The organism is Rhodococcus sp. T7, from assembly GCF_009872365.1.
Taxonomy (GTDB): Bacteria; Actinomycetota; Actinomycetes; order Mycobacteriales; family Mycobacteriaceae; genus Rhodococcus_F.
In genome coordinates this window covers 20,075-34,225 of sequence record NZ_WXYH01000110.1, presented here as the reverse complement: position 1 = coordinate 34,225, position 14,151 = coordinate 20,075, and the positions used below count along the sequence as shown (strand labels likewise).

At 67.8% G+C, this 14,151-nt stretch carries 16 protein-coding genes; 9 read left to right on the top strand and 7 right to left on the bottom strand.

What is annotated here, in order from left to right:
- Nucleotides 1-144: 144 nt before the first annotated feature.
- From MLGJGCBP_RS13055 to mnhG, 6 genes are read left to right on the top strand one after another with little or no spacing between them, the layout of a single operon-like run.
- Nucleotides 145-2,976 carry a Na+/H+ antiporter subunit A gene (locus MLGJGCBP_RS13055; protein ID WP_160096081.1) on the top strand — a complete coding sequence of 944 codons (2,832 nt, stop codon included), beginning with the start codon at nt 145-147 and terminating at the stop codon, nt 2,974-2,976.
- The gene (locus tag MLGJGCBP_RS13050) at nt 2,976-3,542 is read left to right on the top strand and encodes a Na(+)/H(+) antiporter subunit C (RefSeq protein WP_160096079.1); all 567 of its coding nucleotides are present in this window, start codon (nt 2,976-2,978) and stop codon (nt 3,540-3,542) included. The genes MLGJGCBP_RS13055 and MLGJGCBP_RS13050 overlap by 1 nt, the downstream gene beginning before the upstream one ends.
- Nucleotides 3,539-5,161 (top strand): Na+/H+ antiporter subunit D, encoded by a 1,623-nt coding sequence (locus MLGJGCBP_RS13045; RefSeq protein ID WP_160096077.1) that lies wholly within the window; start codon nt 3,539-3,541, stop codon nt 5,159-5,161. The genes MLGJGCBP_RS13050 and MLGJGCBP_RS13045 overlap by 4 nt, the downstream gene beginning before the upstream one ends.
- Nucleotides 5,158-5,730, top strand: coding sequence for a Na+/H+ antiporter subunit E (locus tag MLGJGCBP_RS13040; protein WP_087558896.1), 573 nt, complete (start codon nt 5,158-5,160; stop codon nt 5,728-5,730). Before MLGJGCBP_RS13045 ends, MLGJGCBP_RS13040 begins: the two co-directional genes overlap by 4 nt.
- Nucleotides 5,727-5,987 carry a monovalent cation/H+ antiporter complex subunit F gene (locus tag MLGJGCBP_RS13035; RefSeq protein ID WP_005251754.1) on the top strand — a complete coding sequence of 87 codons (261 nt, stop codon included), beginning with the start codon at nt 5,727-5,729 and terminating at the stop codon, nt 5,985-5,987. The genes MLGJGCBP_RS13040 and MLGJGCBP_RS13035 overlap by 4 nt, the downstream gene beginning before the upstream one ends.
- Nucleotides 5,984-6,322, top strand: a complete 339-nt coding sequence (gene mnhG, locus MLGJGCBP_RS13030; protein WP_005264391.1) for a monovalent cation/H(+) antiporter subunit G — start codon at nt 5,984-5,986, stop codon at nt 6,320-6,322. The genes MLGJGCBP_RS13035 and mnhG overlap by 4 nt, the downstream gene beginning before the upstream one ends.
- Here the strand turns inward: mnhG and MLGJGCBP_RS13025 are convergent.
- The 5 genes from MLGJGCBP_RS13025 to MLGJGCBP_RS13005 all read right to left on the bottom strand — a co-directional run bounded on the left by MLGJGCBP_RS13025 (nt 6,291) and on the right by MLGJGCBP_RS13005 (nt 10,582).
- Entirely contained in the window at nt 6,291-7,574 is a 1,284-nt protein-coding gene (locus tag MLGJGCBP_RS13025) for a phosphatase PAP2 family protein (protein ID WP_160096075.1), read from the bottom strand. The genes mnhG and MLGJGCBP_RS13025 overlap by 32 nt on opposite strands.
- A 118-nt stretch (nt 7,575-7,692) precedes the next feature.
- Complete coding sequence (locus tag MLGJGCBP_RS13020; protein ID WP_160096073.1) at nt 7,693-8,817, bottom strand: glutamate--cysteine ligase; 1,125 nt, start codon at nt 8,815-8,817, stop codon at nt 7,693-7,695.
- 75 nt (nt 8,818-8,892) lie between these two features.
- Entirely contained in the window at nt 8,893-9,594 is a 702-nt protein-coding gene (sodC, locus tag MLGJGCBP_RS13015) for a superoxide dismutase[Cu-Zn] (RefSeq protein WP_160096071.1), read from the bottom strand.
- A 73-nt stretch (nt 9,595-9,667) separates the two neighbouring features.
- Entirely contained in the window at nt 9,668-10,216 is a 549-nt protein-coding gene (locus MLGJGCBP_RS13010) for a LytR C-terminal domain-containing protein (RefSeq protein WP_160096069.1), read from the bottom strand.
- A gap of 24 nt (nt 10,217-10,240) precedes the next feature.
- Nucleotides 10,241-10,582 carry a DUF3263 domain-containing protein gene (locus tag MLGJGCBP_RS13005; protein ID WP_087558901.1) on the bottom strand — a complete coding sequence of 114 codons (342 nt, stop codon included), beginning with the start codon at nt 10,580-10,582 and terminating at the stop codon, nt 10,241-10,243.
- Nucleotides 10,583-10,760: 178 nt separating this feature from the next.
- On the opposite strand from MLGJGCBP_RS13005, the gene MLGJGCBP_RS13000 reads away from it, so the two are divergent.
- From MLGJGCBP_RS13000 to MLGJGCBP_RS12990, 3 genes are read left to right on the top strand one after another with little or no spacing between them, the layout of a single operon-like run.
- On the top strand, nt 10,761-11,351 hold the full coding sequence (locus MLGJGCBP_RS13000; RefSeq protein WP_087558902.1) for a peptide deformylase: 591 nt from the start codon (nt 10,761-10,763) through the stop codon (nt 11,349-11,351).
- Nucleotides 11,341-12,306, top strand: a complete 966-nt coding sequence (locus MLGJGCBP_RS12995; RefSeq protein WP_160096067.1) for an N-acetylglutamate synthase, CG3035 family — start codon at nt 11,341-11,343, stop codon at nt 12,304-12,306. The genes MLGJGCBP_RS13000 and MLGJGCBP_RS12995 overlap by 11 nt, the downstream gene beginning before the upstream one ends.
- A gap of 34 nt (nt 12,307-12,340) precedes the next feature.
- Nucleotides 12,341-13,144: an exodeoxyribonuclease III gene (locus MLGJGCBP_RS12990; RefSeq protein ID WP_087558904.1), complete on the top strand. Its 804-nt coding sequence runs from the start codon at nt 12,341-12,343 to the stop codon at nt 13,142-13,144.
- 35 nt (nt 13,145-13,179) lie between these two features.
- On the opposite strand, the gene MLGJGCBP_RS12985 is transcribed toward MLGJGCBP_RS12990, so the two are convergent.
- The gene (locus MLGJGCBP_RS12985; RefSeq protein WP_201453052.1) at nt 13,180-13,563 is read right to left on the bottom strand and encodes a GNAT family N-acetyltransferase; all 384 of its coding nucleotides are present in this window, start codon (nt 13,561-13,563) and stop codon (nt 13,180-13,182) included.
- Nucleotides 13,564-13,668: 105 nt separating this feature from the next.
- The gene (locus MLGJGCBP_RS12980; protein ID WP_160096063.1) at nt 13,669-14,052 is read right to left on the bottom strand and encodes a GNAT family N-acetyltransferase; all 384 of its coding nucleotides are present in this window, start codon (nt 14,050-14,052) and stop codon (nt 13,669-13,671) included.
- Nucleotides 14,053-14,151: the final 99 nt, after the last annotated feature.

Genomic DNA, 14,151 nt, shown 5'->3' with positions numbered 1-14,151 from the left:
CGATTTGCCGCGATTGTGGGCCCGAATAACCGACCCAGTAGGATGTACCCGTAGCCCAGTTCGCTAGCTGAGCGAACGGTCTACACGACTCGGTTCGTTTCGTTCCGACACCCCGCCGCCCGCTGACCCCCGACGGAGTGCCTTTTGCTTGCTGTTCTGCTCGCCCATGCCGTTGCCGCCGTTCTGGCTCCGCTTGTGGTGCGCAAGTTCGGCCGCAACGGTTTCTATCCCCTGTCCCTCGTCCCGCTGGTGTCACTCGGATGGGTGATCGCGAACTGGGGCACGGTGCAGACCGTGTCCGTCGAGTGGGCCCCGGGCCTGTCGATGGACCTCGACTTCTGGTTCGATCCGCTCGCCGCGATCATGTCGGTGCTGGTGCTCGGCATCGGCACACTGATCCTGGTCTACTGCGCCCGCTACTTCACCGACGACGAACCCCGTCTCGGCATCTTCGCCGCCGAGATGGTGGCGTTCGCCGGGGCCATGTTCGGGCTCGTCGCCAGCGACAACATGTTGCTGCTCTACATCTTCTGGGAACTGACGACGGTCCTGTCGTTCCTGCTGGTCGGGCATTACGCCGAACGCGCCTCCAGCCGCCGCGCCGCGACGCAGGCCCTGCTCGTCACCACCGCGGGTGGTCTGGCCATGCTCGTCGGCATCATCATCCTCGGCCAGGTGAGCGGCACGTACAACCTGTCCGAACTGATCGAGGTCGCGCCTCGCGGCTGGCTCGCCGGTGTCGCCGTCGTGCTCGTCCTCATCGGTGCGCTGTCGAAGTCGGCGATCGTCCCGCTGCACTTCTGGCTGCCCGGCGCGATGGCCGCCCCCACCCCGGTCAGCGGCTATCTGCACGCCGCCGCGATGGTGAAGGCCGGCATCTACCTGGTGGCCAGGTTGTCGCCGGGTTTCGCCGACGCGGCGCCCTGGCGGTTCACGATCATCACGCTCGGCCTGCTGACGATGGTCCTCGCCGGGTGGCGGGCGATGCGCGCCTTCGACCTCAAACTGGTGCTCGCGTTCGGCACCGTCAGTCAGCTCGGCTTCATGATGGTGCTGGTCGGTCTCGGCACCCGCGACGCCGCGCTCGCGGGCATGACGATGGTCGTCGCGCACGCCATGTTCAAGGCCGCACTGTTCATGGTGGTCGGCATCATCGACCACACGACGGGGACCCGCGACATCCGCAAACTCGCGCACCTCGGCAATCGTGCGCCTGCGCTGATGGTGTTCGCCGCGCTGGCCGCGGCCAGCATGGCCGGGCTGCCGCCGTTCCTCGGGTTCGTCGGCAAGGAGGCCGCGTTCGACTCCCTGCTGAGCACCACGGTCCTCGCCGACCCGGCGCGGATCGCCACCGTCGGCGTCGTCGTGCTGGGTTCGATCCTGACGCTCGCCTACAGCGTGCGGTTCATGTGGGGCGCGTTCGGCCGCAAGCGGCTCGCGCGGCCGAGCCCGGCCGTGCAGGGCATGCACGCTCCCGGACCGTTGTTCCTCGCCGCGCCTGCCGTTCTCGCGGTGCTGAGCCTGGTGGCGGGACTGGCGGCACCGCAGCTCGAGAAGCTGCTGACCCCGTACTCACGCACGCTGCCCGCGGAGGCCGCCACCGACTACCACCTGGCGCTGTGGCACGGCGTCAACACCGCGCTGCTGCTCACGCTGCTCGTGTTCGCCGTCGGCACCGCGCTGTTCGTGGCGCAGCGCTGGGTCAACCGGTTGCGGTTCGAGCATCCCCCGCTCGGCAACGCCGACCGCATCTACGACGCGACGCTGCGCGGCATGGACGCCCTGTCGATGCGGCTGACCGGCGCCACCCAGCGCGGTTCGCTGCCGCTGACCCAGGCGACCATCCTCGGGACCCTGGTGCTGGTGCCGCTGGTGCTGCTCGTCGTGGGCACCGACACCGGCGCCGACGTGCGCCTGTGGGATTCGCCGGTGCAGTTCGTGATCGGACTGATGATGGTCGCGGCCGCACTCGCCGCGACCGTGATGCGCAACCGCCTGGCCAGCGTGATCCTCGTCGGTCTCAGCGGCTACGGCTGCGGTGTGCTGTTCGCTCTCCACGGAGCCCCCGACCTCGCGCTCACCCAGTTCCTGGTGGAGACGCTGACCCTCGTCATCTTCGTCCTCGTGTTCCGGAAACTGCCCGCCGAGGTGGACGAGCGCCGGGCGATCGGATTCAAGATTCCGCGGGCGCTGCTGGCGGTCGCGGTCGGTGCCACCATCACCACGATCGGCGCGTACGCCATCAACGCACGGAACTCGGCGCCGATCTACGAGCGGCTCCCCGACGCGGCGTACTACCTCGGCAACGGCAAGAACGTCGTCAACGTCCTGCTCGTCGACATCCGCGCCTGGGACACGCTCGGCGAGATCTCGGTGCTGCTCGTCGCGGCCACGGGCGTCGCGAGCCTGGTGTTCCGCAACCGCCGCTTCGGCAGCGCCCCCCGGGTGGCCGACGCCCCCGCGGTCACGGCCGAGTCTTCGGCCTCGCATTCCGAGACCACGTGGCTGCTCGGCGGCGACCTCATCGATCCGAAACACCGCTCGCTCGTCCTCGAGGTGACGACCCGGCTGATCTTCCCGACCATCATGGTGTTGTCGGTGTACTTCTTCTTCTCCGGTCACAACGCGCCCGGCGGCGGTTTCGCCGGCGGCCTCACCGCCGGGCTGGCGCTGGTCCTGCGGTACCTCGCGGGCGGGCGGTACGAACTCGGCGAGACCGTCCCGATCGACGCGGGCAAGATCCTGGGGCTCGGGCTGACCCTCGCCGCGGGCACCGCGCTGGCGTCGCTGTTCCTCGGCGCCCCCGCGCTCTCGTCCGCGGTCTTCGAGGTGACACTGCCGGTGATCGGTCACGTCAAGATGGTCACCGCCCTGTTCTTCGACCTGGGTGTGTACCTCATCGTGGTCGGACTCGTACTCGACGTACTCCGCAGCCTCGGGGCACGTCTCGACGCACAGGTCGAGGTGAACCAGTAATGAGCGCGAACCTCGGATTTCTCGTCATCATCGGCGTCCTCGTGTCGGCCGGCGTCTACCTGCTCATCGAACGCAGCATCACCCGCATGCTGCTGGGGTTGCTGCTGTTCGGCAACGGCATCAACCTCCTCATCCTCACGTCCGGTGGGCCGGACGGCAATCCGCCCATCGTCGGCCGCGAATCGATTCACGAGTCGATGGCCGACCCGCTGGCTCAGGCGATGATCCTGACGGCGATCGTCATCACGATGGGCATCGCCGGCTTCGTGCTCGCGCTCGCGTACCGGTCGTTCAAGATCACCACGCAGGACGCCGTCGAGAACGACCTCGAGGACACCAAGGTCCTGCGGCGGCGGTCGCCTGCCGAGGCCCCGGACCGCGACCGCTCCGACGACCCGGTCACCGGTGAGCCGAGTTTCAGCGGCGACGCCTTCGACAAGGACGGAAATCCCATTCCCCTGGACGAACTGAAGAACCTCGAAGACCTCGAATGCTACGAAGACCTGCACGAGGGTGACTTCGACGACGAGGACATCGACAAGGCCGGGATCGGGGAGAAGTCGTGACCATTTCCCCGCACGTCATCACGGCGCTCGCGCCGTTGCCCGTCCTCGTCCCGATGCTCGCCGCCGCGGCCACGCTGGTGCTCGGCCGGCGTCCGCGGGCCCAGCGGATCATCACGCTCGTCGCGTTGATCGGCGTGCTCGTCGTGTCGGGACTGCTGCTGTTCCTCGCGGACCGTGACGGGACGACGGCCGTTCAGGTGGGTGGCTGGGATTCGCCGATCGGCATCACGCTGGTGGTCGACCGACTGTCCGCGATGATGCTGGTGGTCTCGTCCATCGTGCTGCTCGCCGTCATGGCCTACGCCGTGGGTCAGGGTATCCGCGACGGCAGTGAGGATCAGCCCGTCTCGATCTTCCTGCCGACGTATCTGGCGCTGACGGCGGGCATCTCCAACGCGTTCCTGGCCGGCGACCTGTTCAACCTGTACGTCGGTTTCGAGGTGCTCCTCGCCGCCAGTTTCGTGTTGCTGACGCTGGGCGCGAGCGCCGATCGCGTCCGCGCGGGTGTGTCGTACGTGATGGTGTCGATGGTGTCCTCGCTGATCTTCCTGGCGGGTATCGCGTTCGCCTACGCGGCCACCGGCACCCTCAACCTCGCCGACATGGCCACCCGCCTCGACGGCATCCCGTCCGGCACCCGCACCGCCATCTTCGGCGTGCTGCTGGTGGCGTTCGGCATCAAGGCCGCGGTGTTCCCGCTGTCGACGTGGCTGCCCGACTCCTACCCCACCGCGCCGGCCCCCGTCACCGCCGTGTTCGCCGGTCTGCTCACCAAGGTGGGTGTGTACGCGATCATCCGCGCGCACACGCTGCTGTTCCCGGAGGGCGAACTCGACAACGTGCTGATGGTGTGCGGCCTGCTGACGATGCTCGTCGGCATCCTCGGTGCGATCGCGCAGAGCGACATCAAACGTCTGCTGTCCTTCACCCTGGTCAGCCACATCGGATACATGGTGTTCGGTGTCGCGCTGTCCACACAGTCGGGGCTCTCGGGTGCCATCTACTACGTGGCTCACCACATCCTCGTGCAGACCACCCTGTTCCTCGTGGTCGGTCTCATCGAACGCCAGGCCGGGTCCTCGTCGTTGCGGCGTCTCGGCGGGCTCGCCGCGGCCAGCCCCGTCCTGGCCATCGTGTTCCTCATCCCGGCCCTCAACCTCGGTGGCATTCCCCCGTTCTCCGGGTTCATCGGCAAGGTCGCGTTGTTGCAGGCCGGCTCCGCGGACGCGAGCGTGCTGGCGTGGACCCTCGTCGCCGGCGGAACCGTCACCAGCCTGCTCACCCTGTACGTCGTCGCACGCGTGTGGACCAAGGCGTTCTGGCGGGCCCGCGCCGACGCCCCCGAGGGCGACCTCGCAGACGTCAGCCCGTCGGCGCTGCTCGACGAGTCCGAGGCCGACATCGCGTTCGACGACCGCGCCGACGTGGGCCGGATCCCCGCGATGATGCTGATCCCCACCGTCGCCCTCGTCGCCGTCGGGCTCGCGATGACGGTGTTCGCCGGCCAGATCATCCAGATCAGCGATCGCGCCGCGAGCGATCTGCAGAACCGGTCCATCTACATTGACGCCGTCCTCGGCGGTCACCCCCGCGGCGAAGCGCAGGAGGCACCGCGATGAAACGCGAGAGAATTCTCCAGTTCGGCGCGTTGCTGTGGCTGATGTCGGTGTGGATCCTGTTGTGGGGCAACGTCAGCTGGGGCAACATTCTCGGCGGACTCGCCGTCGGCGCGCTCATCATGGTGCTCATGCCCCTGCCGCGGGTGCCCGTGGAGGGCCGGGTGCACTTCCTGCCGCTGCTGCGGCTGGCTGTGATGTTCGTGTTCTACTCGCTCCAGTCGAGCCTCCAGATCGCGTGGCTCGCACTCCGGCCCGGACCCCCGCCCGTCACCGGCGTCCTGCGGTACCAGCTGGGGATCAAGTCGGATCTCGTGCTGACCCTGTGCATCGACGTGCTGAACCTCATCCCCGGGACCATGGTCCTCGAGATCGACCAGGTCCGGCGGATCGTCTACGTCCACGTCCTGGACATGGGCTCGCAGAAGGCGGTCAGCCAGTTCTACCGCACCGTCGCGCAGTTGGAACGGTTGTTCATCGAGGCGTTCGAACGGGACTCCGACTGGAAACCGAGCCCCTGGCACAACCGCGACCAGCAGTACGACGACCCCGCTCAGGAGGGCAGCTCATGACAGTCGTATCGGTCATATCCGGAATCATCCTGGTCGTCGCCGGGGTGCTGACGACGTTCCGGCTGCTCGACGGTCCGAACTCGCTGGATCGTCTCGTCGCCCTCGACACCCTGATCGCGCTCGCGATGTGCGGCCTCGCCGTGTGGGCGGCGTACACCGGCGACACGACGATCGTGCCCGCCATCGTCGCGTTGTCGCTGGTGGGGTTCATCGGCTCGGTGTCGGTGGCCCGGTTCCGGGTGAGTGACAAGTCGTGACCACCGTGCTGAACGTCATCGGGGCCACCCTCATGCTGTGCGGTTCGCTGCTCGCGCTGACGGCCGCCATCGCCATCGTCCGGTTCCCGGACACCCTGCGCCGCATGCACGCCGCCACCAAACCGCAGGTGGTCGGTCTCATCATGGTTCTCGCGGGCGCCGTCCTCGAATTGCGCGGCAACGTCGACATCTGGATGCTGATCCTCGTCGGCATCTTCACCCTGTTCACCGCGCCGGTCATCGCGCACAGCGTCGGCCGCGTGGCGTACCGCGAGCAACGCGATCAGGACGGGCTGCTGATGATCAACGAGTTGGAGCCACCAGAACGTCCGTGACCGCCGCCTTCGCGCCGCTGCCCCACCGGGCCAGCGCGGTGTCGGGCCGGGCGAAGAACGTCGCGTAGAAGCCGAGACTCATCGCGGCGAGGGCACCGAGAACGAGCGGTCCGGACACCTCTGGGAATCGGCTCATCGGCACCGCGAGGTAGCGGTAGCTGAGCAGCAGTCCCGCCAGCACCAGCGCGCCGCCGCCGACGAGGCGGACCCGGAACCAGCCCCACCCCCGTTCGGGGTCGCGGAGCGCGGATTCGATGGTCAGGCACAGGACCGCTCCGGCGACCAGGTCGACGCCGTAGTGGTAGCCGAACCCGAGGGTCGCGGTCAGTGTGCACACCAGCCAGAACGTGCCGCCGAGCCGCAGCCACCAGACACCCTGCCGGGAGTGGATGAACAGTGCGAGGGCCCACGCCGTGTGCAGGCTCGGCATGCAGTTGCGCGGCGTCGTCGAATCGAACGACAGGGGTTCGGGCGCGAAGTCGGGTGCCGGAACGAGGTTCGGCCAGTAGTCGCTGACCTGGAACCCCTGCCCGTCGGTACCGAATGCGAAGATCGGACCGACCACGGGGAACAGCACGTAGAAGACGGGACCGACGAGACCGATCAGCAGGAACGTGCGCACCAGGTAGTGCGAGGGCCAACCGTTCCGCAACTGGTAAACGGCCACCGCGATCGCCGCGACCGGCAGTTCGATGTAGACCCAGTGCAGGATGCCGTACCCGACGGGACCGAGCGCGTCGACGAACTGCCCCATGTGCCACGACGGGCTTCCCAGCGCGTGATCCGCGAGCTGGGCGAACTCGTCGAGGACCATCGGCCCGGCCATGATCGTGACCTGCAGCCAGGCGTCGCCGAACTTGGTCGCGAGAATCAGCAGCGCACCCAGCCCGACACCTTTGAGGGCGCTGCGCCGCTGCTCGCCGGTCCACCGGACCGCCGCGTAGACACCGACCGCGGTGAGTACCCAAGTCGCGCCGTTCCCGACGGTCAGCGGGCCACCCGACAGGTAGCGCACAGCGGCGACCACCACGTCGATGCCTGCCGCCGAAGACAGCGCGACGATGCGTTGCCGGTTGGTGAGCCCGACCATCGCAAGCGCGAGGCCGGCCCACGGGACGGACGCCGACTTCGGGGTCAGGACGTAGTCGCGGAACAGGCTCTCCAAGGGACCCTGGAAACCCTGGACGGACGCGACCGACTGGACCACGACAAGCAGGATCGCCACACCGAGCGCCCCGCCCGCAACGAACATGCGGGAACGATCGACGGGCCCACCCGGCCGTACAACGGCAACATCGTCGATCGACACCCGCCAAGTGTAAACAACACGTGAACGGCAAGTGGACGAGTGTCCTGCCCGAGACCGACTTTCAGGTCCCGAGCTCCTTCACCAGCGCATCGACCACGGCTACCAGGTCACCGCCGGTGGCCTCCGCGACCTGACGTTGCCGCTGGTAGGAGGCGCCGCGGCGGGGAATCTCGGCCACGGCGGCCAATTCGTCCGCGCAGCCGAGTCGCACGGCGGTCGGCGCCAGCTTCTCCAGCAGGTCGTTCAGGTCGTCGGTGACGAGCCGCTCGTTGCTGTCCTCGTCGAGAATGATCTCCGCGTCGAGTCCGTACCGCGCAGCCCGCCACTTGTTTTCCTTCACGTGCCACGGCTGCAGGTTCGGCAGGTTCTCGCCCGCCTCGAAACGCCGGTCGAGGTCGACGATAAGACAGTGCACGAGCGCGACGAGGGCACCGAGTTCGGCGCGGGTGGAGATGCCGTCGAAGACGCGGACCTCGATGGTGCCCCACCGCGGCGCAGGCCGGATGTCCCAGTGCATCCCGCCGATCTTGGTGATCACCCCGGTCTTCATCTGGTCGCTGATGAAATCCTCGTACTGCGCCCAGTTCGCGAACTGGTACGGGAGCCCCGCGGTGGGGAGTTGCTGGAACATCAGGGCGCGATTACTCGCGTACCCCGTGTTCACTCCCGCCCACATCGGTGACGACGCGGACAGCGCGAGCAGATGCGGGTACCGCTGCAACAGCGCGTTGAGAATCGGGAACACCTTCTGCGGCGAAGACACCCCCACGTGGACGTGCACACCCCAGATCAGCATCTGACGGCCCCACCACTGGGTGCGCTCGATCAGCTCGTCGTAATCCGGTGTGCGCGTGACCAATTGGGTCGACCACTGCGCGAACGGGTGCGTTCCGGCGCAGATGAGATCGACCCCGAGCGGGTTCGCCGCCCGCCGCAGCAGGTCGAGCGACTCGTCGAGGTCGTCCATCGCCTCACCGACGGTGGAGTGGATGCCGGTGACGAGTTCGACGGTGTTGCGCAGCAACTCCTTGGTGATCCGCGGATCCTCCGGACCCGCGAGATTCTCGACCGCGTCGAACACCTCCGCGGCCGTGTTGGAGAGATCCCGCGTGACCCTGTCGACCAGCGCGATCTCCCACTCGACACCCAGCGTCGGCCGCGGCGAACCGGGAAAGGGAACTACCACGGTTTCGATCCAACCACAGGCCGCAGCCCGCGGCAGCGCGCCGACACCCCGGCTGCAGCCGGGGTGTCACGCAACTCAGCCGGCGCCGATGACACCGCAGGCCACGCGAGAGCCCGCGTCACCGGTGTTCAGGGTTTCCTGATCGGGAGCGGGTGCGTAACGGGTGGGGATGTTCGCGAAATTGTCGGGACCCGAGTGGATCATGACCGCGGTGCCGCTGTCGCCGTTCTTCAGGTCCTCGACCGTGAAGGCGTCGGTGCTGGTGACCAACTCGGCGGTGCCGTCCTCCAGCACCTGCAGCGACGTGAGGTCGCCGCTCGCCGGGTGCCCCGAGTGGCCCGCGGCCTGGAAGTGCCCGCCCGCGGACAGGAAGTTTCCGGGCGCACCACCGGTCGGTGCCACGGAGTTCGTCTCACACTTTCCGACGGAGTGCACGTGGAAACCGTGGAATCCGGGCGTCTGGTCCTTCACGGACACGGTGACCTCGACGTGACTGCCCGACTGCTTGAACGTGGCGGTACCCACGCTCTGGCCCTCCGCGTTCTTCAGCGTCGCGGTGAGCGCGCCGCTCTCCGCGTTCTCGCCCGAACCGCTTTCGGCGTCGCCGGGAACGCCTGCCGCACTGGGATCGGCGGCGCCGGTCCAGACGGGAGGAGTGGTGCCGGGAACGTCGGTCGGCGCCTCGTTGTTACTGCAGGCGGTCAGCCCGAAAGCTGCAATGGCCACCACCGGGGTGACAATGCGCCAGGACATCCGACGGGTAGAACTCGAGGCCATCAAACCGCTCCTTTGAGGTGGCGAAGAAGTGCACCTGATCATAACCGCGGCGCCGGCGCACCGACCGTCCGGTCTAGTGCGCAGAGGTGACGATGACGACCACACCGGCCGACGAATTCGCGATGCCCGGGAACTTCGGCTCGGCCGACACCCCGAGTTGCGCCGCGATCTCGGTGGCCGCTTCCTTCTCCGCGGCGGAAGTGCCGTAGTACACGGTGGTTTCGGAGATGGTGCCGTCGCTGTAGTTGCCGGTTTCCGACACCGTCCACCCCGAGGACATCAGTTCGGTGGCGGTCTGGCTCGCGAGCCCCGTGACGTTGCTGTTGTTGAGCACCCGCACCGGCACCGACGCCACGTCGGCAGCCTTCGTGGTGCTGGACGCACCGGAGGTCGTGCTCGCCGCGGAAGCGGAGGTGCCTCCCCCCGCTCCGGCGGCCGTCGTCGGACGGGCGGCGGTGGTCGTGGCAGCCGCCGAAGTGGTGACGGTGGCTGCGGTTTCCTCCGAATCCGAACCTCCGAGCGAGGCGAACCCGAGACCTGCGAAGAGAATCGCGAGGGCGATCAGCACCATCGCGAGGGCACGTAACGGCGGGCCGGACGATTCGGGTTTCGGAGTACTCACGATGTCGACCTTAGCGACCGGTTGCTACGTGACGTCGAACCCGAGGCGACGGGCCGCGCGGGCCTTCTGCCTGCTCGCGCGCAGCCGTCGCAGGCGCTTGACGAGCATCGGGTCGGCTGCGAGCGCCTCCGGACGGTCCACCAGCGCGTTGAGCACCTGGTAGTACCGGGTGGCGGACATGTCGAACAGCTCTTTGATCGCTTCTTCCTTCGCGCCGGCGTACTTCCACCATTGGCGCTCGAAGGACAGGATGTCGTGCTCCCGACGCGAGAGACCGTCGTCGTTGCCGACGTCGTCGACCCCTACGGAAGTGTCGCCGTCGATGCGCTCGGACTGGTTCCGACTACGCGCTGTTGCGCCGTCCATCTCACTCCTCGACTACTAGCTCTCGCCCGACCTCAGCGAAACCACGTTCCCCCGGCTCCTCGATCGCGTGGCCGATCGAGCAACGAATTACACAGCTGTACTTCAGCGACTATTCAACCACGACGAACGCCGCGGGCAGTGCGAACGGCTCGGGCGCGCCGCACTATCCTTGACGACCATGGCCATCCTCCCCATCCGGATCGTGGGCGACCCGGTATTGCACGAACCGACCGAGACGGTGTCCCAGTCACCTGCGGAACTCGCAGACATCATCGCCGACATGTACGACACGATGGACGCCGCCAACGGCGTCGGGCTCGCCGCCAACCAGGTCGGCCTGCCGCTGCGGTTGTTCGTCTACGACTGCCCGGATGTCGACGAGACCGGAAAGCCGTTCCGCCGGCGGGGCTGCGTCGTCAACCCGGTCCTCGAGACGTCGGAACGACCCGAGACCATGCCGGACCCGGACGACGACGTCGAGGGTTGCCTGTCGGTTCCCGGCGAGCAGTTCCCCACCGGCCGGGCCGAGTGGGCGAAGGTCACCGGCACCGACGCCGACGGCAATGCCGTCGAGATCGAGGGACGCGACTTCTTCGCGCGCATGCTGCAGCACGAGGTCGGTCACCTCGACGGCTTCCTCTACGTCGACATGCTGGTCGGCCGCAATGCACGCGCCGCGAAGAAGACCATCAAGCGCGCCGGCTGGGGAGTTCCCGGGCTCAGCTGGGTGCCGGGAACGGTCGAAGACCCGTTCGGGCATGACGACTGACATTCCGCTCGGAAGCCGGGTGGTGCTGCGATACCAGCTGCCGCCCGGTTCCAGCCATCCGATGACCGACGTCATCGGGGTACTCGAGAGCGTCGAGCCGCTCGTGGTCGTCCGCGACGCGGCCGGCTCCGCGATCGAAGTGGAGCCGGAGCGGGTGGTCGCACTGAAGGCGGTCCCCGCACGCCCCGTGCGGGCGAGCGAGATCCGGTCCCTCGAACTGGCCTCCGCCGACGGCTGGCCGGGGATCGAGCACGCATGGATCGACGGCTGGCTCGCCCGGTACGGCCACGGCTTCACCGGACGCGCCAACTCGGCGGCGCCGCTCGGCGACCGCGGGTCGGTCGGGAGTCTGGACGACCCCTCCCCCGGCGGCACGCTCGACCGCCTGCGCGAGTGGTACGCCGAAAGGGACCGCCCGCTGCGGTTGCTGATCCCCGACCGCCTGGGCGAGGTGCCGCTGGGCTGGAACGTCAGCGACGAAGTGGTCGTGATGGCCGCCGACGTCGACAACCTGGCGCTGCCCGAGGGTCCGCGGACCACGACCGTCACCGATCACCCCGATCCGGACTGGCTCGCCCTCTACCGCTACCGCGGGTCCGCGCTCCCCGACTTCGCGGTCGACGTGCTGAACTCGGTCCGCGGCGGGACGCTCGGCTTCGGCCGGATCGGCGCCGCCGACTCGACGCTCCTCGCCGTCGCCCGCGGATCCGTCACGACCGCGCCCGACGACCGTCGATGGGTCGGGCTCACCGCTGTCGAGGTGGCGCAGGACCATCGCCGCCGCGGAATCGGCAGCCTGATCTGCGGCGACATGATCAATTGGGGACGCGAGCACGGTGCGACCCACGCGTGTCTGCAGGTCGCCGTCGAGAACGAAGGCGCGCAGGCGATGTACCGGAACGTCGGCTTCGTGACGCACCACCGGTACCGCTACGCCACCGAACCCGGCGGCTGAAAATCTGTCGGCCAGTGCCGCTAGGGTGGCTGCCGTGCGCATCGCAACCTGGAACGTGAACTCTGTTCGTGCCCGTACCGACCGGATCCTGGACTGGCTCCAGCGGTCCGACGTCGACGTGCTGGCGATGCAGGAAACCAAGTGCAAGGACGAGCAGTTCCCGTACGAGCGGTTTCGCGAACTGGGGTACGAGGTCGCGCACGTGGGCCTCAGCCAGTGGAACGGTGTCGCGATCGCGTCCCGTGTCGGCCTCGACGACGTGCAGATCGGCTTCGAGGATCAGCCCGGGTTCCACAAGGACCCGGAGGTCGCGCCCGCGCAGGAAGCCCGCGCCATCGGCGCCACCTGCAACGGCGTCCGCATCTGGAGCCTGTACGTCCCCAACGGGCGTGAGCTCGCCGATCCGCACTACACGTACAAGCTGGACTGGCTGGCGAAGCTGCACACGGATGCGGTCGGATGGCTGGACCGGAATCCGGACGCGCAGATCGCGCTGGTCGGTGACTGGAACGTCGCGCCCACCGACGAGGACGTCTGGGATCCGGCACTGTTCGAGGGCAAGACCCACACGTCCGTCCCGGAGCGGGAGGCCTTCCAGGCGTTCGTCGAATCGGGATTCGCCGACGTCGTCCGGCCGCACACCCCCGGCCCGGGTGTCTACACCTACTGGGACTACACCCAGCTGCGGTTCCCGAAGAAGCAGGGCATGCGCATCGACTTCGTGCTCGGGTCGCCCGCCCTCGCCGGCCGTGTCGACAAGGCCGAGATCGACCGCAACGAACGCAAGGGCAAGGGCGCCAGCGATCACGCGCCGGTCATCGTCGACCTCGGCGACTGAGGCGCAGCAACCCGAGACGAACGGCGCCCCGGTTTCTAGTCGGCGACCAGAATGTCGAGATGCTCCGGGTTCAGCGCCACGTAGCGCCGGACGTACGTGCAGATGGGACGCACCTTCCAGCCCCGCCTGCGCGCTGAACCCAGCGCCTCGCCCACGAGGACCGCAGCGAGGCCGCGGCCACCGAGGTCTTCCACGATCACCGTGTGCATGAACGCGACCACCTCGCCGGGCTTGGCGGTGAACCCGGGAATGTCGTCCTCGTCGCGATAGCCGAGGATGCCGACCAGCTCGTCCCCCAGCCACAGGTCGAATCGTTCGTGGGCGGGGTTGTCGAGTACGCGAGCATCAGTGGCCGTGATGCCAGCATCAGTGGCCGTGATGCTCCCCGACGGCTCGGGAACGTTCGAAAAGTGATCCATGCCACTCATGAGATCAGCCCATGGGCACCGTCGCGAGTGGAATCACCGGCCCCGGAACCGTTTCGTTGCCGACGAGTGGTCGTTTCGTGTCCCGACCGACCGCCGTCAGGCCTCCACCGGGACCACGAGGTCGCGGTACTCGGGATGCCCCGCGACGAAGCGCTGCACATAGGTGCATACGGGCCGGACCTTCCAGCCGTACCCGCGGGCGAGGTCGAGGGAGCGCCCCACCATGAGTCCGGCGAGTCCGCGGTGACCGAAGTCCTCGACGATCACCGTGTGCATGAACGAGACCACCGGAGCCTGTCGCCCCCGGCCTCTCTGGCCCGGCGGCCGGGCCACCACGCCCACTCCCGCACCCGCACCCGGCGGGGTGTCCGCGAGGGCGAAATAACCGAGGATGCCGACCAGGTCACCACTCAGTCGAAGTTCGAATCGGTTCTGATCGGCGTTGTCGATCACGTCCACAACCTGCGCATCTGTCAGCATGGCTATCTCCTGGGGGTATGTGTCGTAATCGAAATGTGATGTTCATCACCCTTTATACCGATGTACGGAAGCCCTGTCCAAGTTTCCCCCGAATGTTTC

What these genes read in the sequence shown, in the direction of transcription:
- MLGJGCBP_RS13050 (WP_160096079.1), top strand. Translation starts at nt 2,976, where the DNA reads ATGAGCGCGAACCTCGGATTTCTCGTCATCATCGGCGTCCTCGTGTCG.
- MLGJGCBP_RS13040 (WP_087558896.1), top strand. Translation starts at nt 5,158, where the DNA reads ATGAAACGCGAGAGAATTCTCCAGTTCGGCGCGTTGCTGTGGCTGATG.
- MLGJGCBP_RS13035 (WP_005251754.1), top strand. Translation starts at nt 5,727, where the DNA reads ATGACAGTCGTATCGGTCATATCCGGAATCATCCTGGTCGTCGCCGGG.
- MLGJGCBP_RS13025 (WP_160096075.1), bottom strand. Translation starts at nt 7,574, where the DNA reads ATGTTCGTTGCGGGCGGGGCGCTCGGTGTGGCGATCCTGCTTGTCGTG.
- sodC (WP_160096071.1), bottom strand. Translation starts at nt 9,594, where the DNA reads ATGGCCTCGAGTTCTACCCGTCGGATGTCCTGGCGCATTGTCACCCCG.
- MLGJGCBP_RS13005 (WP_087558901.1), bottom strand. Translation starts at nt 10,582, where the DNA reads ATGGACGGCGCAACAGCGCGTAGTCGGAACCAGTCCGAGCGCATCGAC.
- MLGJGCBP_RS13000 (WP_087558902.1), top strand. Translation starts at nt 10,761, where the DNA reads ATGGCCATCCTCCCCATCCGGATCGTGGGCGACCCGGTATTGCACGAA.
- MLGJGCBP_RS12995 (WP_160096067.1), top strand. Translation starts at nt 11,341, where the DNA reads ATGACGACTGACATTCCGCTCGGAAGCCGGGTGGTGCTGCGATACCAG.
- MLGJGCBP_RS12985 (WP_201453052.1), bottom strand. Translation starts at nt 13,563, where the DNA reads ATGGATCACTTTTCGAACGTTCCCGAGCCGTCGGGGAGCATCACGGCC.
- MLGJGCBP_RS12980 (WP_160096063.1), bottom strand. Translation starts at nt 14,052, where the DNA reads ATGCTGACAGATGCGCAGGTTGTGGACGTGATCGACAACGCCGATCAG.